The following is a 20,203-nucleotide window of genomic DNA, read 5'->3' as shown; positions in this document are numbered from 1 at the left end:
CGGAATAGGCTCCGATCTCGGGCCTATTATGCTTGGGCAAAATAGTGGTGTAAAAATTCGTCGAAAGAGAGTTTGTCGCCAGCTTCCATTTGCTGCTGTTCCTCGAGCGATTCGTCGGTCAGCCGGCGAAAGAATTCGGCTCGCTCGGCGGATAGGAAGCGATCACGGAACACCCTCGCATGCTCCTTCGATATCCGCAGCGCATATTCCTCGAACGATTCTCCACTCGCCCTCATTTCGGCCAGCATGCGGGCGGAAGGCGTCAGTTCGGGATCGAAAAACTTGGCGGCCTGTTCCTCCAGGCTTCGCGTGTAGGGTTTAGACACGTCTTCCGCATCGAGAATTTCTGCGATGCCGCGCATGGCCTCAAGTATTTCCGCCGCCCAGTCCTTCAACAAAACCTCTCGGCCTTTGCGCCGAAGCTTGAACCCGGGCGTACGGCCGCAACACGCGACCGCCATGCCGTTCTGGCTGACTTCTCTCTTCTCCGCGGAATCGAGTGGGGGACTTTGTTCCAAAAGGCAAAAAAGCAGAAAGATTTCCAGAAAGCGCAGCTGATCCAGGTTTGCCCCGGCAGGACTGAAGCACTCCAAGTCCAGCGATCTAAGCTCCAAATAACGCACTCCGCGCCGCTTTAGGGCAAGCGTAGGCTTTTCACCGGACTCGGCGATTTGTTTGGGACGGATGACGCTGTAATACTCGTTTTCGATCTGGAGAATGTTGCCGTTCAGCTGACGGTAATCTCCATTCACCTTCACGCCGATCTTCTCGTAAAGCGGATAAGGCGTCGCTATGGCCTTGCCGAGAGTCGCCACGTAGTCGTCGAGATTATTAAAAGAGATATCGAGCCCGGCCTGGCTGTCGTTCTTGTACCCGATATCGCTCATGCGCAGCGAAGTCGCATAGGGGCGAAAAAGCGTTCGGGCGTCGAACTCCGAAAATCTGGACGCAAGATGCTCTCGTCCGTTGAAAAACGACTTGGCGAATGCCGGAGAGGCGCCGAACAAATAGATTGTTAACCACCCGTAGCGATGAACGTTGCGCACCATGCCGAAATAGTTGCCTGCGATAAAGCTGGACAAGGAGTCCGCCCCGCCTTCCAACTCGCACAGGACCGGCCATAACGCTTCGTTGACCGAATAATTGAAATGAACGCCGGCAATGGCCTGCATCATCCGCCCGTAGCGATAGGCGAGTCCGCGCCGGTAAATGTGTTTCATCCGACCGATATTGGAGGTTCCGTATTCGGCAATGGGGATGCTTTCGTCACCGGTCACGCCGCAGGGCATGGAAGTCGCGAGTAAGATCTCGTCTCCCAGATTGCGGTATATGAAGGTATGCAGGTCTTTAAGAAACCGCAGCGCTTCCGCCGGGTCGGCATAGGGTGGCGTAATCAGCTCGATCAGCGCCTCGGAATAATCCGTGGTGACATAAGGATGAGTCAGCGCCGATCCTACTCCCATCGGATGCGGCGTATGCGCGATGACGCCGTCGGCCGCAAGCCGGAGGCTTTCCTTCTCCAGCCCTTTGAGGCCGTTCCTCAGCAGATGTTGTTGGCCGGTATGAATAAGCTGGTTAAGCCGGGAGTCTATGCTTTGGCTCAAGCGCGAATAATCCTTGGTGTTGTTCTTAAAGGCGGGATGACTCGTGAAATCGCGGAATGGAAATCCGGATTCGACGGACTACAAAACACCCGAATCCATTTTCATTCTATCAGAGAAGCGCGATCGGCCTGTACAGTAAACCGCTATCTCGGTTTAAAGGAGCCTCACCAACTGAACAGCACCCATTGCGGAATCCGCATGTCATCCTCCAAATCGCTGCGCCGTACGTCCATATTACCGTCGCCATCGGTGTCGAGCAGATAATAGGCCGGACCGATCGCTGGCTTGATCTTTACCATGTAAAGCCGATTATTGATCCGGTATTCTTCGATAGTGTCCTTGCCCCGCCGGATAATCGTGACATCCGGCTCCAAGGGCTCACCGCTCTCGACCTGCGGCGGAATATCCGGCGGCTCGGGCACCGGAGCGAGTTCACCCTGCGCTTGGGCGGAGGCTGCGACAACCAAAAGACAAAGCGAAATAATCCGTAGCATGATGAATCCTGCTGAAAGGACTGGGTTTTGAGATTTGCCAATGATAGTACATATCGGATCGAGAAATCCGATTACATGGCCAGACGTCCTGCCGATAATCGAACGATCGAGAGCTCGGTTAATCCCATGGCTCAAGAAACTACCTGGCACATCACATGTTCGCGATGATAATCGTCAACTCTGCATACCGTTCCATCCGCACCGAGTTAGGCTGGGATGGAGTCAATCAGCTGTCCTCATCTAAGGGACCGACGCGGTTTGGCTAAATTCCCGGAATCGAGCAAGGATATTCGCCATGGCCAGACGAAGCGATCATAGCCGCGACGAAATTCGCGAAATGGCTTTAAAAGCAGCGGAAGCCATCGTCGAGCGGGAAGGCGCGGCAGGTCTCAGCACACGCAAGATCGCGAACGAAATCGGCTATACCGCAGGCAGCCTCTATTTGATTTTCGAGAACCTGGACGACTTGATTTTCCGGGTGAACGCCCGGACCTTGGCCGAATTAGCCCTCGAACTCGACCAAGCTACGGCTGAGAAAAACGATACCGAAGCTGTACTGGTGGAACTGGGCCGCATTTATCTCCGCTTCGCCGCGTCACACAGGGGACGCTGGGACCTGATTTTCGGACGCGGATCGCCCACGGCAACCGCTTCGCCCGGCTGGTACCGCAACCATGTTCTCGCCCTGTTCGATCGGGTCGAAAAATGTCTCGCCCGACTCGGTCCGGCCCGAAATCCGACGGAAGTCGCACTGGCCGCTCGAGCGCTTTGGGGAGGCGTGCACGGCGTCTGCACCTTGGCGCTTACCGATAAGCTGGACATCGCCGGTCTTCCCGATGCCGAGAAACTGACGACTTCGCTGATCCGAAACTTTTTATCCGGCTGGATGCGGCAAAATTAGTTCACGGACTCTAGAACGCTGATCGGCAAGCCCCCCCCGATCGCAAGACTAATTCGTTTTATCCTCGCCCCATGCGGCGAAGGATTTTTGCCGGTAAACTGGTTTACTTTTCCGAATAGTCTCTACCGCCGAACGATGAACGACAATCAACTTTTGCGTTATAGCCGACAGATACTGCTGCCTCAGATCGACGTCGAGGGCCAGGAAAAGCTGCTGGATTCCAGGGCATTGATTATCGGTCTCGGCGGTCTCGGCTCGCCCGCCGCCATGTATTTGGCCGCCGCCGGGGTCGGCAGCCTGGCGCTGAACGACTACGATGTCGTGGAAATATCCAACCTTCAGCGCCAGATCGCGCACGGCACGGAGAACATCGGAGAACCTAAGGCGGTTTCGGCGCGTAAAGCCCTCGAACGGCTAAACCCCGATGTGAGAGTCACCGAACTCACATCCCGCTTGGAGGGGGCACAATTGGAGCAGGAAATCGCTCGGGCCGACGTGGTGCTGGATTGCTCGGATAACTTCACCACCCGTTTCGCCGTCAACGCCGCTTGCGTAAGAACGCGAACGCCGCTGGTTTCCGGAGCGGTGATCCGCTTCGAGGGACAACTGGCCGTATTCACTCCGGGCGTCGGAAACAACCCCTGTTACAACTGCTTGTACGCCGATCACGGCGAACTTGCGGAAAGCTGCGTGCAAACCGGCGTGCTTGCCCCTCTGCCCGGAATCATCGGCAGCCTCCAGGCCCTGGAGGCCATCAAGCTCCTCACGGGCGTCGGCGAACCCTTGGTGGGACGACTTTTATTGCTCGATGCGCTGAGCATGGAGTGGAATCAAATGATCTTGAAAAGAAATCCCAGATGCCCGACTTGCGCTGGATCGGCTTGAGCAATCCAGCGGGCTTCTACTGATTTCCCTTCGAGAAATAGGAATAACTCCCGTTGCTTTCCAAAAATCGGATACGTATACTTTGCCGCGAGCTTTACAAGCCATTCCAAACTAAAGCAATAAATCACTTTTTTGGAGGTAATCCGAAATGAGATGGGAAAAACCGAGCTACAAAGACCTGCGCTTTGGCTTCGAAGTCACGATGTACATCTACAACCGCTAATTCGCCGGTTGAATCCCTGAACGGGGCTCCGCAGCAATGTAGAGCCCCGTTTTTCATTTAAAGGGCTCATCGGAAGCTCTTTTGCTTAGCAAAGATCGAAATGAAAGTCCGAGTGTTGGGCGCCGGCGCGGGCGGCGGTTTCCCGCAGTGGAACTGTAACTGTCACAACTGCTCCAGGCTTCGCCAAGGCCAAGTCAAGGCCAAATCGCGCACTCAGTCGTCGATTGCCGTCAGCAGCGACAACGAGAATTGGGTGCTTTTCAATGCGTCGCCCGACATCCGCACTCAACTGGAAGCCTTTCAGGCCGTCCATCCAAGGCACGGCATCCGTGACAGCGGTATCAAGGCCATCGTCCTGATCGACAGCCAAATCGATCACACCACGGGACTGTTGATGCTGCGCGAGTCCACTCGACCTTTGGACATTTATTGCAGCGAGATGGTGAAACAGGACCTGTCGACGGGATTCCCTGTATTTAAGATGCTGGAGCACTACTGCGGAGTCAACCACCATAGCACGCCTCTGGACGGTAGCGGCTTCGCGATTCCCGGGATTCACGACCTGAAGTTCTACACCCATTCGCTGAAAAGCAAGGCACCGCCCTATTCGCCTCATCGGCACGATCCGCACGAAGGCGACAACATCGGGGTCATCATCGAGCAGATATCTTCGGGCAAGAAACTTTATTACGCGCCGGGACTCGGAGAAATAGAACCTCACGTGTTCGCGGCCATGCAGCAGGCCGACTGCATGCTGGTCGACGGCACGTTCTGGCAGGAGGATGAGATGGGCCGTGCCGGAATTTGCGATAAGCTTGCCCGCGACATGGGACATTTACCCCAATCAGGTTCGGACGGCATGATCGAAGTGCTGAAAAATGCACCCAAAGCACGGAAGATTTTGATTCACATCAATAATACCAACCCGATCTTGGACGAAGATTCGCCGGAGCGAAAAACCCTTACCGAAGCGGGCATCGAAGTTGCCTGCGACGGCATGGAAATCGACCTGTGAGAAACACCATGAGCGAACCGACACCTTGGACCCGAGAAGAATTCGAAGCCAAATTGCGCGAGAAAGAGGCGTATTATCATATTAACCATCCCTACCATGTGCTCATGGCTGACGGCAAGCTCAGCAAAGAGCAAATTCAAGGGTGGGTTGCGAATCGCTTCTATTACCAAATCAAGATCCCGGTCAAAGACTCCGCCATTCTGGCGAATTGCCCCGATCGCGAAACCCGACGCCAGTGGATTCAGCGGATACACGATCACGACGGCTGGGGCGACGATGCCGGCGGCATCGAAGCCTGGACGCGACTCGGTATTGCTGTAGGCATCCCCCGAGACGAACTCTGGTCGCTAAAGCACGTATTGCCCGGCGTCCGCTTTGCCGTGGACGCTTATGTCAATTTCGCCCGCCAGGCATCCTGGCAGGAAGCGGCCTGTTCGTCACTGACCGAGCTGTTCGCGCCGACCATTCACAAGCAGCGCTTGTCCGGCTGGCCCGACCTGTATCCGTGGATCGACCAGGATGGACTCGCCTATTTCCGGAAACGGGTGAGTCAGGCCAGCCGCGATGTGGAACACGGCCTCGCCATCACACTGGACTATTTCAAGACTCGCGAGCAACAGGAGCGCGCCCTGGAAATCCTCCAGCTCAAGCTGGACATTCTGTGGAGCATGCTTGACGCGATGTACTTGGCCTATATCGAAAACAAGCCGCCCTACTTCAATATCAAGCCTTGAAACCATGGCCTTAGACGCCCAAAGCCTTTTTGCCTTCTCGCCCCTGCATCGACTGCAATGGGAAGAAGCCCAACAGCGTTACGTGATCCTTTATCCCGAGGGCCTGGTCGAGTTAAACCTGCCCGCCGCCGAAATCCTCAAGCTGTGCGACGGCACACGCGATTTGGACGCAATCGTTTCCGAACTTGAGACGAAATTCGAAACCACCGGTCTAAGGGACGACATTTCCGAACTCCTGCAATCTGCCTTGGATAATGGTTGGATCAGACAAATTCCCCGTCAGTAGTCCGCGCTGGCTATTAGCCGAACTGACCTACACCTGCCCGCTACAGTGCCCGTATTGTTCCAATCCCGTCGACTTCGCGAGACATAAGGACGAACTCGACACCGAAGACTGGCTGAGAGTATTTTCCGAAGCCCGCGAAATGGGCGCGGTGCAACTCGGCTTGTCGGGTGGCGAACCGCTGGTGCGCCAGGACTTGCCTATCCTGGTCAGACACGCCCGAGAGCTGGGCTATTACGTCAACCTGATTACCTCCGGCTATAAGCTCAACGAGGACAGGATCGCCGAGCTGAAGAATGCCGGACTGGATCACGTTCAGGTCAGTATTCAGGCGCCCGAAAAGACGCTGAACAACTATCTGGCCGGCACCGAATCGTTCGAGCAAAAGAAAGAGGTGGCCCGACTGGTCAAGAAGCACGGCTACCCCATGGTTCTGTGCGTCGTGATCCACCGCCAGAACATCCACCTGATGCGCGAAATTCTCGAGATGGCCGTCGAACTGGAAGCCGATTATCTTGAACTGGCCAATACCCAGTATTACGGCTGGGCGCATCTCAATCGCGATCAGCTGCTGCCGACCCGCGAGCAGTTCCAGGAAGCCGAGGCCATTGCCCAGGACTATAAGGAAAAGCTCAAGGGAAAGATGAAGATTTACTACGTGGTGCCGGACTACTACGAAGATCGGCCGAAGGCCTGCATGAACGGCTGGGGGACGACGTTTCTGACCATCGCTCCGGACGGTCTTGCCCTCCCCTGCCACGAAGCCCGGTCGCTGCCGGGACTCGACTGCCCCAACGTACGCGATATGAGCGTACGCGACATTTGGCTACACTCCGATGCCTTCAACAAATTTCGCGGATACGATTGGATGAAGGAGCCTTGCCGGTCTTGCCCGGAAAAGACCCGAGACTTCGGCGGCTGTCGCTGCCAGGCCTATCTTTTCACCGGCGATATGACCGCCGCCGATCCGGTGTGCAGCAAATCTCCCCATAGGCATGCCGTATTCGAAGCGATCGCCAGTGCGCGCTCGGCAGCGGAAACCGGCGAAACGAAACCGATGGTGTTCCGCAACACCAAGAACTCTAAGTCTTTTAGCGGCTAAGTCTGATTACTCTCAAACGGGCGGACCGCCACGCTCGTTCGAATCCGAGCACATAAACCGTCCGGAAGCATTATCGGCTTTCCGCCGCCAACTGGCGATGATATTCGGCCAAACGACGGCTTTCTTGGGCTGCCATTTCCAGATCCCGGATCATGGCTTCGGCACGCGCTTTCAAATCCAGAATCTGCTTGCCGTACTTGTGTGGATTAGCCTGATACTGGATCAGCATCTCGCGCTCTTCATCCGCATCGGCCTGCATCGTCTGCGCGATTTCATCATAGTGATTCGCGAGCCGTTCGTGCGCTTCCCGTGTGTCCGCCGTCTGCACGGCATACGCCCAATTGGGCGGACGTGGCCCTTCCTGCGTCGCGCATCCCCCTAGCACGACCAGCAGCGCGGGAACAATGACCTGGACAATCCTTATCCTCATAACACCTCCTTCCGGTCAAGATCGTTAATCCATCAAGACTCCGATAGCAGACCAGTACCGGCAATACCTATCCGTGCAGAATCGCCTTGCGGATACGTTGAAACCACTTTTCACGGCCGTCTCGACGTTTTTGCCGATTCGTCAGGATACCTCGTAGAGGCGATTCATTTCCGGGATTTTCAGCACCCCGCCCGATCCGAAATCCCGGTGATCGAACCTGGCCGAATCCTCCGCCGACCGTCGCGCCGCCAGAAGGGCTTCCAGAGTACCGAACCATATGAGGTAATAGCCGAACAATTCCAGGCTTTCCTCGATGATTTGCTTATATCCGGTCTTAAAATCGCTTCCCATGACCAGTTTCAGCAGCTCGGCGTGACCTACCAACTGGGCCAGCACCGCCACGGCCAGAAATCCTGACCAAAGAAAACCGAAAGGCGCCGAGTGAATCAAAGTACAAATCTGTTCCGGTAAGACTTTTCGGTTACGCCAGCCAATCATTAGCAACACGAAAAGCGAAATGCCTGCCGGCAATTGCCTATCCCACCAATAGTCCCACTCACGTATCGAAGCGATCACGGCGAACATTCCGAGCATCAGAAACAAAGGCCGACGGTGCTTCAAGCGCCAAGCACCGAAAAAATAGAGAGACATGATCACCATGATCAGGCCATATTGCAGCCACTCGACAAAATACCCTTCGCTGAAAACGTTTTCCGCATCGGCTCGGCTCGACCTCGCCAGGTAATCGTAAGTAACGAAAATTGCGAGGAAATAAAAAATCAACCTTATCGAGCCGAATACGATAGCAGTTCTATTTTTATGATCGATTTTTTCCGCCATTGGTTGCATACCCCTTCAAATGCCTCATCCATCAACCCGCGGCAATGGAGGAACCGATTGGAATCTCGTTTAGTCGTTCATTTTTATTTCCTTCCCTGAACATGCTAGCCGTAGGCGTGCGGTCACACACTATGATTTGCCCAGACCTTCCCACGGCTCATACAGAGCATCGGTTTCGATCTCGAACAACCCGAGAATCCGTCCCACTGTCTCGTCGATAAGCGCCGCCAACGTTTTCGCCCTGCCGTAAAACGCCGGCAACGGGGGGAAGATGATGCCCCCCATTTCCGTAACGGCGGCCATGTTGCGGATGTGCGCCAAATTCAACGGCGTTTCGCGCGGCACCACGACCAATCGACGACGCTCCTTAAGTGTTACGTCGGCCGCGCGCGAGATCAGGTTGTCGGAAAATCCGTGCGCCACTGCCGCCAAGGTTTTCATCGAGCACGGCGCGATAATCATGCCGTGGGTCTTGAACGCACCACTCGCGATGCTGGCTCCGACATCGTTGACATCGTGAACGACATCGGCAAACGCGCACACCTCGGCGCGCTTCATGCCCAATTCATGATGGATATTGAGCACACCCGCCGAGGAAACGATCAGGTGCGTTTCCCATCCCCCGATGTCGCGCAGCACCTGAAGCAGGCGCAAGCCGTATACGGCACCGGTCGCGCCGGTCATTGCAATGATCAGGCGTTTATTTCCGTTCATGACCCGAACCGCTCGGCCATTTCATCCGCGGCCGTAACCAAGGCATCGATCATTTCATCGCCGGCAGCGATATGGCCGGCATTCGGCAAAACGCGCAGTTCGGAGTTCGGCAGGCGCTTGTAAAGACTGAACGACGATTCGACGGGGCAAACCAAATCCCGACGGCCATGGATCAAAATTACCGGCAAATGACGAATCCTGTCACATTGCTCCAAAATCGCATTCTCCGGGATGAAATATCTGTTCACGGCATAATGGAGTTCGATCCGAGCTTGGTTGACCGCCTCGGACGATACATGCTCGTTCAACTCCGATGAGTCGAACTCGTTGCCGACAATGACCTGGCCGCTCCACAGCGCCCATGCGCGGGCGGCACGCCGCTGGGCCAATTCATCATCGCCGGTCAGGCATGAATACAAGTAAGACAAAGAATGAGGCCGCTCAGGCTCCGGGATATTTTCCATAAATCGTTCCCATGCCTCCGGATAAACTCGGTCCGCGCCCGAACCGATGAACCATTCGATATCGCGCTGGCGGGCCAGAAACGCCGCCCTAAGCACCAGTCCGGCGATCCTGGACGAATGGCGCTGCGCATAAACGAGCGCCAGGGTCGCGCCCCAGGAGCCCCCGAAAACCGACCAGCGATCGATTCGAAGCGCATGGCGGATATACTCCAAATCACGGATCAAGTCGGACGTAGTGTTGCCGTGGAGCTCTCCATGGGGAAGCGAACGCCCAGCGCCTCGCTGATCTATAAGAATAATCCGGTACTTGTTGGGATTGAAAAAAGAGCGGTGATAAGCCCTGCAGCCGGAACCCGGTCCACCGTGCAAGAACACGACGGGCATTCCGGAGGGATTCCCGCATTCTTCCACATAGATCTGATGCTTATTCCGTTTGAATTGATGGACCGCGTAGGGTTCGATTTCGGGGTAGAGAATTCTCATGACAGGCTCAGGTCGGGCAGGAATTTGGACCTGGCGTAACGGAATAATGAACCAGCGGAGAACCTAACTGCCAATCCGGAACGCAGACAAAACCGCCATCGATTGATGGCAGCATTTCAGAGCAATATTCATATCGTGTTTCGATGCGGACGATGTCGAAAAATTCTACACCTGCATCGGACAATCGGACGTATTTTCTCGGCAAGAAAAAAGGGGGATCCTCATCCCCCTTTTCTTTTCGGCTTGAAAGGCTCTTAGAAGCCGAAACCGAGATAAGCGCCGGCGGTAAGGCCGTCGGTGTCTACGCCCTTGAGCACACCACTGTCGCTTTTGATGTCCAAGTCATCGCCAGTGAAGTGATAACGGAAATCGAGACCGGCCCACAGGTCGCCCCAGATCTTGTATTCGGCACCGGCGCCCAGCATCAGGCCGGGATTGAGCACGGTTACGCCGCTGGACGGCGGGCTGATGACGTGGATGCCCAGACCGAACGGAATGATCCACGGCCTGAAGTTGCCCATATTGTTGAACTTGATTTTCGGCGCGGCCGTCAGAGTGAACTGGGTGATCTTGTTTTCGATACGGCCTAAATTACCGAGATCGGTCTGTGCTATGGCAACTAGAGTGTTCGTACCGGTGCCGAAGTTCTTGTATTCGAACATGACCTCGCCGTCTAGCGAGGCGATATCGGTCAGACCCCAGAAATCGTCGGTCAACTGATGGTCGAAACCGGCGCCGACGTACCAGCCATCATTGTCGTTCGGCTCCGTATTAACTAGCAGCGTTTCCGGAGAGCTGGTCTTATAGCCACGGCCATGCTCCATCTTGGCATAACCGCCGCGGAAGAAGAGCAGATCATGATGCTCTTTCTCATGCTCCTCGGCTTCGGCAAGTTGCTGTTCGACCTTCTGCTGCTGCGCGTCCATCCGTTCCGCATTGGCCTTGGCATCGGAACGCGCCTTCGCCAATTCCGAACGCAACGCGCGCATCTCGTCTTCCATCATCTGCAAACGTCTTTCGATATCGGCCTGAGCAGACGTACCTTTGTAGTGGCTCTCCGCCATAGCCTGCTGCGGCGCCAAGCCGGCCACCGCGACAGCGGCAGTAACCATTGCTGCCATACCAGTCGATTTCTTGATCATTCTTATTCCCCCTCGTGCGAGTTGAACCTAAATCCGTTGCATGCCAGCAACAAAAAGTTGCATGTCGGCACGATCCTAACAAAAAAATCTCCATACAACAATTAGTCTATTTCATTATTTTTGCTAATTGTGGCTATTTGGACCGTTGCTTTTCTTGGGCTAGCCGAAACATACAGCCTTGCGGTTATAATGGCGAGTTAGGCTGCAACAGACAGTTTGTGGGGCCACGGCTCAGGCTATCGCCGCGTGATATCGCTGAGCACGAGGACGACCGCCTGAATACCAAGCGAATGCCTGGCCCTCCCTTGCTCCTTGCCCGCGGCGAATCAATCCATAAGAATTTAAGACATTGCCTGTTTTAATCGGGATATGACGGATATTCGCCCGGATGCAACATTCACTGGTCCAAAATAAAATACAGAGACACGACATGGCCGTAAAAAATCGATTACACCGTAGCGAGTTGGCTGTTCCGGGCAGCAACAAGCGTATGTTGGAAAAAGCGCCCGAATCCGGCGCCGACGTAGTCTTTCTCGACCTGGAAGATGCAGTCGCTCCGGACGATAAAGAGCAGGCGCGGGCCAACATCATCGAGGCCTTGAATACCTATGACTGGTCGAAATGCGCCGTTTCCATCCGAATCAACGGACTCGACACCCATTACGCCTACCGCGATCTCGTAGAAGTGGCCGAAGCTTGCGGCGACAAGCTCGACACCATTCTGATCCCCAAAGTGGGCAGCGCCGCCGACGTGTATTTCGTCGCCACCATGCTGTCCCAAATCGAGGCTTATAAAGGCTTCAAGCCCATCAACATCCACGTATTGATCGAAACCGCAATGGGCATGGCGAACGTGGAAGAGATCGCGAAAAGCTGCCCCGAGCGTATGGAAGCCATGGTGTTCGGCGTGGCCGACTACGCCGCGTCGGTGCGCGCCCGCACCACGCAGATTGGCGGAGCCAATCCCGAGTATGGCATGCTCACCGATCCCGACGAAAACGGCCAGCGTTATTTCCATTGGGGCGATCAGTGGCATTTCGGCATTTCCCGCATGGTCGCCGCCTGCCGCGCTTACGGGCTGCGGCCCATCGACGGTCCGTTCGGCGATTTCGGCGATCCTGAAGGCTACAAGGTCGCCGCGCGCCGTGCCGCCGCTCTCGGTTGCGAAGGCAAGTGGGCCATTCACCCGTCCCAGATCGCCCTGGCGAACGAAGTCTTTACCCCTACCGAAAAGGAAGTGAATCGCGCCCGCCGCATCTTGGTCGAAATGGAAAAGGCGGCGAAGGAAGGCAAGGGCGCCGTGTCCCTGGACGGCCGCCTGATCGATGCTGCTTCGATCCGCATGGCCGAAAATGTGGTCAGACAGATTGAACAAATAGAGGCCCGCCAGTCGTAGGGGATTTCCGTCGGTCGGGTTACCGAATCGTAACCCGACATTCCTATCGTCGGGTTACGGTCTGCCGGCCCAGCCTGACCTACATTGAAGAGAGGAAAGCAATCAGTGAACATCCATGAATATCAAGCGAAGGAACTGCTGAAATCATACGGTGTGCCGGTTCCGGTTGGCGGCGTCGCCTACTCCGACCAGCAGGCGGCTCAGGTGGCCGAGGAAATCGGCGGCAATAAGTGGGTCGTCAAAGCACAGATTCATGCCGGCGGCCGCGGCAAGGCGGGCGGCGTGAAGGTCGTCGACTCCATCGCCGAGGTGCAAAAAACCGCCGATGCCATGATCGGCACCCACCTGGTCACCCATCAGACCGGCTCCGAAGGCTCCATCGTCCAGCGTGTCTGGATCGAGCAAGCCAGCGACATCAAAAAGGAATTCTACCTAGGCTTCGTGATCGACCGCGGCTCTCAGCGCATCACCATCATCGCGTCCAGCGAAGGCGGCATGGAAATCGAAGAGGTCGCCAAAGCGACCCCCGAAAAGATCGTCAAGGAAGTCATCGACCCCGCAATCGGCCTTCTGGACTTTCAGTGCCGTAAAGTCGCCACCGCCATCGGCCTCAAGGGCAAGCTGATGCCGCAAGCCGTCAAGCTGATGAAATCCATCTACCGCTGCATGCGCGACAAGGACGCCCTGCAGGCCGAAATCAATCCCCTAGCCATCGTCGGGAACGGCGATGACAAACTGATGGTGCTCGACGCCAAGTTCAGCTTCGACGACAACGCCCTCTACCGCCAGAAAGCCGTCACGGAAATGCGCGACCTGGCCGAGGAAGACCCGAAAGAGGTCGAAGCCTCCGGTCACGGCCTCAACTACATCGCGCTCGACGGCAACATCGGCTGCATCGTCAATGGTGCCGGTCTCGCCATGGCTTCTTTGGACGCCATCACCCTGCACGGCGGACGTCCGGCCAATTTCCTCGATGTCGGCGGCGGCGCCTCTCCCGAAAAAGTCACCAACGCTTGCCGTATCGTGCTGGAAGATCCCAACGTCAAGTGTATCCTGGTGAACATTTTCGCCGGCATCAACCGCTGCGACTGGATCGCCAAAGGTTTGATCCAAGCCTGCAACAGCCTCCAGATCAAGGTTCCGCTGATCGTGCGCCTGGCCGGCACCAATGTGGAAGAAGGCCGCAAGATCCTGGCGGAATCCGGCCTCTCCTTCATTACCGCCGAAAATCTGGACGACGCAGCGGCCAAAGCGGTCGAAACGGTGAGAGGGTAAGCATCAATGAGCGTATTCGTTAACAAAAACTCCAAGGTCATCTTCCAAGGCTTCACCGGCGAACACGCCACCTTCCATGCCGAAGACGCGATGAAAATCGGCACCAATGTCGTCGGCGGCGTTACGCCCGGCAAGGGCGGCACCACTCATTTGGGTCTACCGGTATTCGACACCGTGGCGGAAGCCGTGGCCGCCACCGGCGCCGATGTTTCCGCCGTATTCGTGCCCCCGCCGTTCAGCGCCGACGCCTTGATGGAAGCCGTCGATGCAGGAATCAAAGTAGCGGTGACCATCGCCGACGGCGTTCCGGTGCACGACATGATCCGACTCCAGCGCTACCGCACCGGCAAGAATACGATCATCGTCGGCCCCAACACTCCCGGCATCATCACGCCGGGCGAATGCAAGGTAGGCATCATGCCCTCGCACATCTACAAAAAGGGCAACATCGGCATCGTCTCCCGCTCGGGAACGCTCAACTACGAAGCCACCGAGCAAATGGCAGCCCTGGGACTCGGCATCACCACTTCCGTGGGCATCGGCGGCGACCCCATCAACGGCACTGACTTCATGACCGTGCTGCGCGCCTTCGAAGCCGATCCCGAAACCGAAATCGTGGTCATGATCGGCGAGATTGGCGGCCCCCAGGAAGTGGCGGCAGCTCGTTGGGCGAAGGAAAATATGAAAAAGCCCGTCGTCGGCTTCGTAGCCGGCATCGCCGCCCCCACCGGCCGGCGCATGGGGCATGCCGGCGCCATCATTTCCAACGAAGACGACACGGCCAGCGCCAAAATGGACGCCATGGAAGCCTTAGGGCTGTATGTCTCGCGAAACCCGGCCCACATCGGCCGAACCGTGCTGCGGGCGATGAAGAAAAATGGCATCGCCGTTAAATAATCGGATCGTGACCTAGTGCAGGCCGGGAATCCTTTCCCGACACAGCGGGTCGGCAAGGGATTGCCGACCTACGAGACATAGGGTGCGGCGAGGCAAGAACCGCACCGATTCGCTTTTTTCATACGTATGGAAATCATGATGCGCGATATCTCGCCCTTGGAACTTAGAAGCTATCTCGAGACCGCCGAGCCTAAACCTCTCCTGCTCGACGTGCGCGAACCACAGGAATACGCCCACTGCCATATCGAAAGCAGCATACACATTCCCATGAACGATATTCCCTACCGGCTCGCCGAACTCGATCCGGCGCAGGAAATTGTCGTCATCTGCCATCACGGCATGCGCAGCCGCATGGTGGGCGATTATCTGGAGCGCCAAGGATTCAGCGATATCGTCAACCTACGGGGCGGCATCGATGCCTGGGCTAGGGAAGTCGCACCCGATATGCCGCGGTATTGATCGTGATCGCCGTCATTCAGCGGGTGACGCGGGCCGAAGTGACCGTGGCCGGCGAAAGCGTCGGAAAAATAGACCGGGGGATACTCGCTTTGATCGCCGTCGAACGGGGCGATACGGAAGCTCAAGCGGACCGTCTGGCCGAGCGGATTCTGGGTTACCGGATTTTCGGAGATGCCGAGGACAAGATGAATCTCAACGTGACGGACGTGAGCGGCGGGGTCTTGCTGGTCTCCCAGTTCACTCTGGCAGCCGATACCCGAAAGGGGATGCGCCCGAGCTTCACTCCCGCCGCCGATCCTGAGACCGGAAAACGTCTGTTCGACTATTTCGTGGAAAAGGTGCGGGCCCGGCACTCGCCCGTAGAAACCGGACGGTTCGGCGCCAATATGCAGATCGAACTCGTCAATGACGGACCGGTAACTTTCACTCTAAACGTACCACCGGCCGCAGCCGAGTGATGGCCGCTTTGTAGCTTCGTAGGGTGGGTTAGACGCGCATACCCGTCGTGCCATCAACCTGCTCCAAGCTTGACGCGCGTCGTAACCCACCGGAGCGGCATTGACGTCCCATTTCGGTGGGTTACGGTGCGCTTCCAACTCAGCGGTAAATGGAAAAGTGCTCCTCATGCGCACCTAACCCACCCTACCTTCTACGGTTCAATCAACACCCGCGTTCCCACTTCCACCCGCTCGAATAAATCGGCCACGTCCGAACTCTTCATGCGGATGCAACCGTGGGAGGCCGGGGTTCCGTTGACGCCTTCGTCGGGGCTGCCGTGGATATAGATGTAGCGCCAGGTCGTATCCACTTCCCCGTAGCGGTTGAAGCCGGGTTCCAGACCGCCGAGCCAGAGAATGCGGGTCAAAATCCAGTCCCTTTCAGGAAATTGAGCAGCGAGGTTCGAATCGAAAATTTCTCCGGTCGGCCGGCGTCCGACGAATACGGTATTGGGCGGCAAACCGGTTCCGATCTTGGCCCGGATACAATGCCAGCCGCGCGGAGTGCAGCCGCTGCCCATGCGTTCGCCGGGACCGTTCTTGGCGGTGGAAACGGGCCAGGTGCGGATCACCTCGCCGTTCTCGACAAGATCGAGCTCCTGGCGGGGAATACTGACCCGAAGGTAGAACGGCGGGTCAGGCCGGTCGTCGCCCACGGTGCCTCTACGCCTTCTCGAAGAGCGCGATGGATTCCACGTGTGCCGTCTGCGGAAACATATCCATAACGCCCGCGCGAATCAGACGGTAGCCGTGCTGGTGAACCAGGATGCCGGCATCCCTCGCCAACGTGGAGGGATTGCACGAAACGTAGACGATACGGCGCGCGCCCCAGCGCGGCACATAGGACAAAACCTCTTCGGCACCCGCTCGGGAGGGATCGAGCAATATCTTGTCGTAACGCCGAGTCGCCCATTCGGCATCGTTCAGGGCTTGGCTCAGATCGGCGACATGAAACTCGACATTGCCGAGACCATTGGCTTCCGCATTCTGGCGGGCGCGTTTCACCGATTCGGAACTGCCTTCGACACCGACGACCCGGCTCGCACGCTTGGCGATCGGCAAGGTGAAGTTGCCGATTCCGCAAAAAAGGTCGAGCACCGATTCGCCGGGCGCCGGATCGAGCACTGCCATCACGCGATCGACCATCTTGCGGTTGATGTCGATGTTGACCTGGGTGAACTCGGTGGGCTTGAACCGGAACTCAATGCCCTGATTCAGCAGCGAATAGCTCAGCATCGGCGGATGCTCCGGATAAAGCGGGACGATCGAATCGGGACCCTGCCGCTGCACATAAACGTCGAACTCGAAGCGCGCGCCGAACGCCTTCAGCCGCTCCAGATCGTCCGGGGACGCATCATCGAGGATACGAAACACCAGCGCGGTGCGTTCATCGCCCACGGCGACCTCGATCTGCGGAAGCCTATCCTTGATACTCAGCGAACCGATCAATTCCGACAAATCGCGGAGCCGCTCGCCCACTTTCGGATGCAGAACGGGGCAGAACTCCAGATCGGCGATGTAGGGGCTGGAGCGTTCGCGAAATCCGACCAGCACCCGCCCTTTCTTCGGCACGTATTTCACGCCGAGACGGGCCTTGTGGCGATAACCCCAGTGGGGGCCGGTCAACGGCGGCCACAGCGGCACCTCGTCGATTTTGCCGATGCGCCGGAACTGATCCGCCAAAAGCTTTTGCTTTTCTTCGATCTGCGCCGCGTCGGTCAGATGTTGAAAGCTACAACCGCCGCAGACGCCAAAGCTAGGACAACGGGGTTGAACCCGTCCCGGTGCCGGCGTTATGACCTCCTCGACCTTGCCTTCGGCATAATCGCGGCGAACGGACGTATAGACGAAGGTCACGTCCTCGCCCGGCAGCGCGCCGTCGATGAAAACGGCCTTGCCTTCGACGCGGGCGACGCCCCGTCCGTCATGAGCGAAGGAATCGATGTGTGCCCGGAAAGCTTCCTGGGGAAGGTTTTTCTTGCGTGCTCGTGCGGCCATGGTCAGTCCGGAAATACGCCGGTGGACAGATAGCGGTCGCCGCGGTCGCAGATGATGACGACGATCACCGCGTTCTCGACCTCTTTCGACAGGCGCAGGGCCGCCGACACCGCGCCGCCGGACGAGATGCCGGCAAAAATGCCTTCGCGCGCCGCCAATTGGCGAGTCGTTTCCTCCGCCTCTTCTTGCGTTACGTCCATGATGCGATCGACCCGGCTGAAATCGCAGATTTTCGGCAGGTACTCCTTGGGCCAGCGACGTATGCCGGGAATCTTGGCTTCGTCCTTGGGCTGTACACCGATAATCTGGACGGACGGATTTTTCTCTTTCAAAAACGTCGACGTACCCATGATGGTGCCGGTGGTTCCCATCGAGCTGACGAAGTGGGTCACCGTGCCCTGCGTGTCGCGCCAGATCTCCGGGCCGGTGCCTTCGTAATGGGCGCGCGGATTATCCGGATTGGAGAACTGATCGAGGATTCGACCTTCACCCTTTCGCTCCATGTCCCGCGCCAGATCGATGGCCGCTTCCATGCTGCCTTCGGCGGGCGTCAGGATGATTTCGGCGCCGAATGCTTTCATCACGGCGCGCCGCTCTACGCTCATGTTTTCCGGCATGATCAGGGTCATCCGATAACCTTTGATGGCCGCCGCCATCGCCAGGGCGATGCCGGTGTTGCCGCTTGTGGCTTCGATCAGCCGATCGCCCGGCTTGATCTCGCCGCGCTCTTCGGCGCGCTTGATCATGCTGATCGCCGGCCGGTCCTTCACCGATCCCGCGGGATTATCGCCTTCCAGCTTCGCCAGAATGGTATTGCTCGTCTCGCCCGGAAGACGCTGCAATCTGACCAATGGCGTATTTCCGACAAAGGATTCGATGGTGGGAAAAATCATGTCCGTTCTCGAGAGGTTGATATTCCTGAGCGATACGCTCAACTATGGGATAATAGGAAAAGTTCAAATTTTACCATTTCACGTTTTGTGCCATGCAAAAAGTCGAATTGCTGTCTCCGGCAGGCACCCTCAAGAACATGCATTATGCCTTCGCCTACGGCGCCGATGCGGTCTACGCCGGCCTGCCGCGCTACAGCCTGCGGGTTCGGAACAACGATTTCCTGGAAAGGAATCTCGCAATGGGCATATCCGAGGCTCATGAACAGGGCAAATCCTTCTATCTCGCGACCAACGTCCTCCCGCACAACGCCAAGGTCAAGACCTTCATCAAGGATTTGGCGCCGATCGTCGCCATGGGGCCGGATGCCCTCATCATGGCCGATCCCGGCTTGATCATGCTGGCCCGGGAGGCATGGCCGGACATGCCTATCCATCTCTCGGTCCAGGCCAATACGCTCAACTACGCGGCGGTGCGCTTCTGGAAATCGGTCGGGATCGAGCGGATCATTCTGTCGCGCGAGCTTTCCCTGGATGAAATCGGAGAAATCCGGCAACAGTGCCCGGACATGGAGCTCGAAGTGTTCGTGCACGGCGCCCTATGTATTGCCTACTCGGGACGCTGCCTGCTGTCCGGTTATTTCAATCACCGCGACCCGAACCAGGGCACCTGCACCAACGCCTGCCGCTGGAAGTACGATTTGGCGCCGGCGGAAGAAAACGCCGAAGGCGATTACATTCCCGGACAGCTCCGCCTGTCGCTGTCCGACCTCAATCAAAATCTCTCCGCTTGCGGCGATCAGGCCCGCCATCCCTTGGCCGACCAGGTCTATTTTCTCGAAGAAGAAACGCGGCCGGGCGAGCTCATGCCGGTCATGGAGGACGAGCACGGCACCTATATTCTGAACTCGAAGGACCTGCGCGCCGTGGAGCACGTGCAGCGCCTGGTGGCGTTGGGCGTCGACAGCTTCAAGATCGAAGGGCGCACCAAATCCTACTATTACGTGGCGCGCACCGCGCAGGTCTACCGGCAAGCGATCGACGACGCCCTGGCCGGGCGGAAATTCGATCCCACGCTGCTAGGCGTGCTGGAAAACCTGGCACAGCGCGGCTATACCGACGGCTTTTACGTGCGCCACCACACCCAAGACTATCAAAACTACATCCGCGGCCATTCGGAAAGCCACCGCCAGCAATTCGTGGGGGAAATCGCCGATTTCGACGAGAACTCCGGACTCGCGGCCGTCTTGGTGAAAAACAAATTTGCCGTGGGCGACCGGCTCGAACTGATTCTGCCGCAGGGCAACCGCGACATCGTGTTGCAGCACATGGAAGACGAACGCGGCAACCCCATGCAGGAAGCACCGGGCGGCGGCTATAACGTCAGGATACCGGTGCCGGTCGGCGATTGCCGTAACGGATTGATCGCCCGGTATCTGTAAGCTTCCTGTAAGCTTCGGAAAGGCGGCCTCCTCTA

Annotated in this window: 23 protein-coding genes; 13 read left to right on the top strand and 10 right to left on the bottom strand. The window is 57.1% G+C overall.

From position 1 onward, the window contains the following. Positions 1 to 26: 26 nt before the first annotated feature. Together gshA and ACR2R1_RS21915 are read right to left on the bottom strand one after the other, a co-directional pair. Complete coding sequence (gene gshA / locus ACR2R1_RS21920) at positions 27 to 1,604, bottom strand: glutamate--cysteine ligase (RefSeq protein ID WP_156879573.1); 1,578 nt, start codon at positions 1,602 to 1,604, stop codon at positions 27 to 29. Between the two features lie 164 nt (positions 1,605 to 1,768). Next, a complete protein-coding gene (locus ACR2R1_RS21915; protein WP_077731195.1) occupies positions 1,769 to 2,098 on the bottom strand; it encodes a DUF2782 domain-containing protein in 330 nt (109 codons plus the stop codon). A gap of 295 nt (positions 2,099 to 2,393) precedes the next feature. On the opposite strand from ACR2R1_RS21915, the gene ACR2R1_RS21910 reads away from it, so the two are divergent. The 7 genes from ACR2R1_RS21910 to pqqE all read left to right on the top strand — a co-directional run bounded on the left by ACR2R1_RS21910 (position 2,394) and on the right by pqqE (position 7,241). Further along, entirely contained in the window at positions 2,394 to 2,999 is a 606-nt protein-coding gene (locus ACR2R1_RS21910) for a TetR/AcrR family transcriptional regulator (RefSeq protein ID WP_086135292.1), read from the top strand. 135 nt (positions 3,000 to 3,134) lie between these two features. Next, positions 3,135 to 3,884, top strand: a complete 750-nt coding sequence (locus ACR2R1_RS21905) for a HesA/MoeB/ThiF family protein (protein WP_077731193.1) — start codon at positions 3,135 to 3,137, stop codon at positions 3,882 to 3,884. 148 nt (positions 3,885 to 4,032) lie between these two features. Then, the gene (gene pqqA / locus ACR2R1_RS21900; RefSeq protein WP_077731218.1) at positions 4,033 to 4,107 is read left to right on the top strand and encodes a pyrroloquinoline quinone precursor peptide PqqA; all 75 of its coding nucleotides are present in this window, start codon (positions 4,033 to 4,035) and stop codon (positions 4,105 to 4,107) included. A gap of 100 nt (positions 4,108 to 4,207) precedes the next feature. Beyond that, a complete protein-coding gene (gene pqqB / locus ACR2R1_RS21895; protein ID WP_133716623.1) occupies positions 4,208 to 5,122 on the top strand; it encodes a pyrroloquinoline quinone biosynthesis protein PqqB in 915 nt (304 codons plus the stop codon). An 8-nt stretch (positions 5,123 to 5,130) separates the two neighbouring features. Further along, positions 5,131 to 5,856: a pyrroloquinoline-quinone synthase PqqC gene (gene pqqC / locus ACR2R1_RS21890; protein WP_077731191.1), complete on the top strand. Its 726-nt coding sequence runs from the start codon at positions 5,131 to 5,133 to the stop codon at positions 5,854 to 5,856. 4 nt (positions 5,857 to 5,860) lie between these two features. Next, the gene (gene pqqD, locus ACR2R1_RS21885) at positions 5,861 to 6,142 is read left to right on the top strand and encodes a pyrroloquinoline quinone biosynthesis peptide chaperone PqqD (protein ID WP_133716621.1); all 282 of its coding nucleotides are present in this window, start codon (positions 5,861 to 5,863) and stop codon (positions 6,140 to 6,142) included. After that, positions 6,111 to 7,241 carry a pyrroloquinoline quinone biosynthesis protein PqqE gene (gene pqqE, locus ACR2R1_RS21880; protein WP_156879572.1) on the top strand — a complete coding sequence of 377 codons (1,131 nt, stop codon included), beginning with the start codon at positions 6,111 to 6,113 and terminating at the stop codon, positions 7,239 to 7,241. Before pqqD ends, pqqE begins: the two co-directional genes overlap by 32 nt. A 70-nt stretch (positions 7,242 to 7,311) precedes the next feature. On the opposite strand, the gene ACR2R1_RS21875 is transcribed toward pqqE, so the two are convergent. The 5 genes from ACR2R1_RS21875 to ACR2R1_RS21855 form a co-directional block, all read right to left on the bottom strand. After that, complete coding sequence (locus ACR2R1_RS21875) at positions 7,312 to 7,671, bottom strand: hypothetical protein (RefSeq protein ID WP_077731188.1); 360 nt, start codon at positions 7,669 to 7,671, stop codon at positions 7,312 to 7,314. A gap of 141 nt (positions 7,672 to 7,812) precedes the next feature. Further along, positions 7,813 to 8,511, bottom strand: a complete 699-nt coding sequence (locus ACR2R1_RS21870; protein WP_156879571.1) for a hypothetical protein — start codon at positions 8,509 to 8,511, stop codon at positions 7,813 to 7,815. A 129-nt stretch (positions 8,512 to 8,640) separates the two neighbouring features. Next, a complete protein-coding gene (locus ACR2R1_RS21865; RefSeq protein ID WP_133716617.1) occupies positions 8,641 to 9,225 on the bottom strand; it encodes a UbiX family flavin prenyltransferase in 585 nt (194 codons plus the stop codon). Then, on the bottom strand, positions 9,222 to 10,172 hold the full coding sequence (gene pip / locus ACR2R1_RS21860) for a prolyl aminopeptidase (protein ID WP_434111929.1): 951 nt from the start codon (positions 10,170 to 10,172) through the stop codon (positions 9,222 to 9,224). Before pip ends, ACR2R1_RS21865 begins: the two co-directional genes overlap by 4 nt. A gap of 254 nt (positions 10,173 to 10,426) precedes the next feature. Then, positions 10,427 to 11,293, bottom strand: coding sequence for a hypothetical protein (locus ACR2R1_RS21855; protein ID WP_434111927.1), 867 nt, complete (start codon positions 11,291 to 11,293; stop codon positions 10,427 to 10,429). A 451-nt stretch (positions 11,294 to 11,744) separates the two neighbouring features. Here ACR2R1_RS21855 and ACR2R1_RS21850 point away from each other — a divergent pair, with 451 nt between their 5' ends. The 5 genes from ACR2R1_RS21850 to dtd all read left to right on the top strand — a co-directional run bounded on the left by ACR2R1_RS21850 (position 11,745) and on the right by dtd (position 15,799). Continuing rightward, positions 11,745 to 12,710, top strand: coding sequence for an HpcH/HpaI aldolase/citrate lyase family protein (locus tag ACR2R1_RS21850; protein WP_077731183.1), 966 nt, complete (start codon positions 11,745 to 11,747; stop codon positions 12,708 to 12,710). Between the two features lie 105 nt (positions 12,711 to 12,815). Then, the gene (sucC, locus tag ACR2R1_RS21845) at positions 12,816 to 13,985 is read left to right on the top strand and encodes an ADP-forming succinate--CoA ligase subunit beta (RefSeq protein WP_434111924.1); all 1,170 of its coding nucleotides are present in this window, start codon (positions 12,816 to 12,818) and stop codon (positions 13,983 to 13,985) included. 6 nt (positions 13,986 to 13,991) lie between these two features. Next, positions 13,992 to 14,882, top strand: coding sequence for a succinate--CoA ligase subunit alpha (gene sucD, locus ACR2R1_RS21840; RefSeq protein ID WP_434111922.1), 891 nt, complete (start codon positions 13,992 to 13,994; stop codon positions 14,880 to 14,882). 135 nt (positions 14,883 to 15,017) lie between these two features. Continuing rightward, complete coding sequence (locus ACR2R1_RS21835; RefSeq protein ID WP_434111920.1) at positions 15,018 to 15,341, top strand: rhodanese-like domain-containing protein; 324 nt, start codon at positions 15,018 to 15,020, stop codon at positions 15,339 to 15,341. Between the two features lie 2 nt (positions 15,342 to 15,343). Then, positions 15,344 to 15,799, top strand: coding sequence for a D-aminoacyl-tRNA deacylase (gene dtd / locus ACR2R1_RS21830; protein WP_434111918.1), 456 nt, complete (start codon positions 15,344 to 15,346; stop codon positions 15,797 to 15,799). A 191-nt stretch (positions 15,800 to 15,990) separates the two neighbouring features. On the opposite strand, the gene ACR2R1_RS21825 is transcribed toward dtd, so the two are convergent. The 3 genes from ACR2R1_RS21825 to cysM are packed head-to-tail and all read right to left on the bottom strand — an operon-like array spanning position 15,991 to position 18,729. Then, positions 15,991 to 16,494: a L,D-transpeptidase family protein gene (locus ACR2R1_RS21825; RefSeq protein WP_434111915.1), complete on the bottom strand. Its 504-nt coding sequence runs from the start codon at positions 16,492 to 16,494 to the stop codon at positions 15,991 to 15,993. 7 nt (positions 16,495 to 16,501) lie between these two features. Beyond that, positions 16,502 to 17,836, bottom strand: coding sequence for a 23S rRNA (uracil(1939)-C(5))-methyltransferase RlmD (rlmD, locus tag ACR2R1_RS21820; protein WP_434111912.1), 1,335 nt, complete (start codon positions 17,834 to 17,836; stop codon positions 16,502 to 16,504). A gap of 2 nt (positions 17,837 to 17,838) precedes the next feature. Then, positions 17,839 to 18,729 carry a cysteine synthase CysM gene (cysM, locus tag ACR2R1_RS21815; RefSeq protein ID WP_434111909.1) on the bottom strand — a complete coding sequence of 297 codons (891 nt, stop codon included), beginning with the start codon at positions 18,727 to 18,729 and terminating at the stop codon, positions 17,839 to 17,841. 92 nt (positions 18,730 to 18,821) lie between these two features. Between cysM and yegQ the strand changes: the two genes are divergently transcribed. Then, a complete protein-coding gene (gene yegQ, locus ACR2R1_RS21810; RefSeq protein WP_077731178.1) occupies positions 18,822 to 20,168 on the top strand; it encodes a tRNA 5-hydroxyuridine modification protein YegQ in 1,347 nt (448 codons plus the stop codon). Positions 20,169 to 20,203 lie beyond the last annotated feature (35 nt).

It is taken from the genome of Methylocaldum sp. GT1TLB (assembly GCF_051027445.1).
Taxonomy (GTDB): Bacteria; Pseudomonadota; Gammaproteobacteria; order Methylococcales; family Methylococcaceae; genus Methylocaldum.
The sequence above is the reverse complement of the archived record's forward strand: the minus strand, read 5'-3'. Positions and strand labels throughout refer to the sequence as shown.

What these genes read in the sequence shown, in the direction of transcription:
- rlmD (WP_434111912.1), bottom strand. Translation starts at nt 17,836, where the DNA reads ATGGCCGCACGAGCACGCAAGAAAAACCTTCCCCAGGAAGCTTTCCGG.
- pqqC (WP_077731191.1), top strand. Translation starts at nt 5,131, where the DNA reads ATGAGCGAACCGACACCTTGGACCCGAGAAGAATTCGAAGCCAAATTG.
- ACR2R1_RS21905 (WP_077731193.1), top strand. Translation starts at nt 3,135, where the DNA reads ATGAACGACAATCAACTTTTGCGTTATAGCCGACAGATACTGCTGCCT.
- ACR2R1_RS21915 (WP_077731195.1), bottom strand. Translation starts at nt 2,098, where the DNA reads ATGCTACGGATTATTTCGCTTTGTCTTTTGGTTGTCGCAGCCTCCGCC.
- sucD (WP_434111922.1), top strand. Translation starts at nt 13,992, where the DNA reads ATGAGCGTATTCGTTAACAAAAACTCCAAGGTCATCTTCCAAGGCTTC.
- ACR2R1_RS21910 (WP_086135292.1), top strand. Translation starts at nt 2,394, where the DNA reads ATGGCCAGACGAAGCGATCATAGCCGCGACGAAATTCGCGAAATGGCT.
- ACR2R1_RS21850 (WP_077731183.1), top strand. Translation starts at nt 11,745, where the DNA reads ATGGCCGTAAAAAATCGATTACACCGTAGCGAGTTGGCTGTTCCGGGC.
- yegQ (WP_077731178.1), top strand. Translation starts at nt 18,822, where the DNA reads ATGCAAAAAGTCGAATTGCTGTCTCCGGCAGGCACCCTCAAGAACATG.
- pqqD (WP_133716621.1), top strand. Translation starts at nt 5,861, where the DNA reads ATGGCCTTAGACGCCCAAAGCCTTTTTGCCTTCTCGCCCCTGCATCGA.
- pqqE (WP_156879572.1), top strand. Translation starts at nt 6,111, where the DNA reads ATGGTTGGATCAGACAAATTCCCCGTCAGTAGTCCGCGCTGGCTATTA.
- pqqB (WP_133716623.1), top strand. Translation starts at nt 4,208, where the DNA reads ATGAAAGTCCGAGTGTTGGGCGCCGGCGCGGGCGGCGGTTTCCCGCAG.
- cysM (WP_434111909.1), bottom strand. Translation starts at nt 18,729, where the DNA reads ATGATTTTTCCCACCATCGAATCCTTTGTCGGAAATACGCCATTGGTC.
- pip (WP_434111929.1), bottom strand. Translation starts at nt 10,172, where the DNA reads ATGAGAATTCTCTACCCCGAAATCGAACCCTACGCGGTCCATCAATTC.
- ACR2R1_RS21835 (WP_434111920.1), top strand. Translation starts at nt 15,018, where the DNA reads ATGATGCGCGATATCTCGCCCTTGGAACTTAGAAGCTATCTCGAGACC.
- ACR2R1_RS21870 (WP_156879571.1), bottom strand. Translation starts at nt 8,511, where the DNA reads ATGGCGGAAAAAATCGATCATAAAAATAGAACTGCTATCGTATTCGGC.
- ACR2R1_RS21865 (WP_133716617.1), bottom strand. Translation starts at nt 9,225, where the DNA reads ATGAACGGAAATAAACGCCTGATCATTGCAATGACCGGCGCGACCGGT.
- ACR2R1_RS21855 (WP_434111927.1), bottom strand. Translation starts at nt 11,293, where the DNA reads ATGGCAGCAATGGTTACTGCCGCTGTCGCGGTGGCCGGCTTGGCGCCG.
- ACR2R1_RS21875 (WP_077731188.1), bottom strand. Translation starts at nt 7,671, where the DNA reads ATGAGGATAAGGATTGTCCAGGTCATTGTTCCCGCGCTGCTGGTCGTG.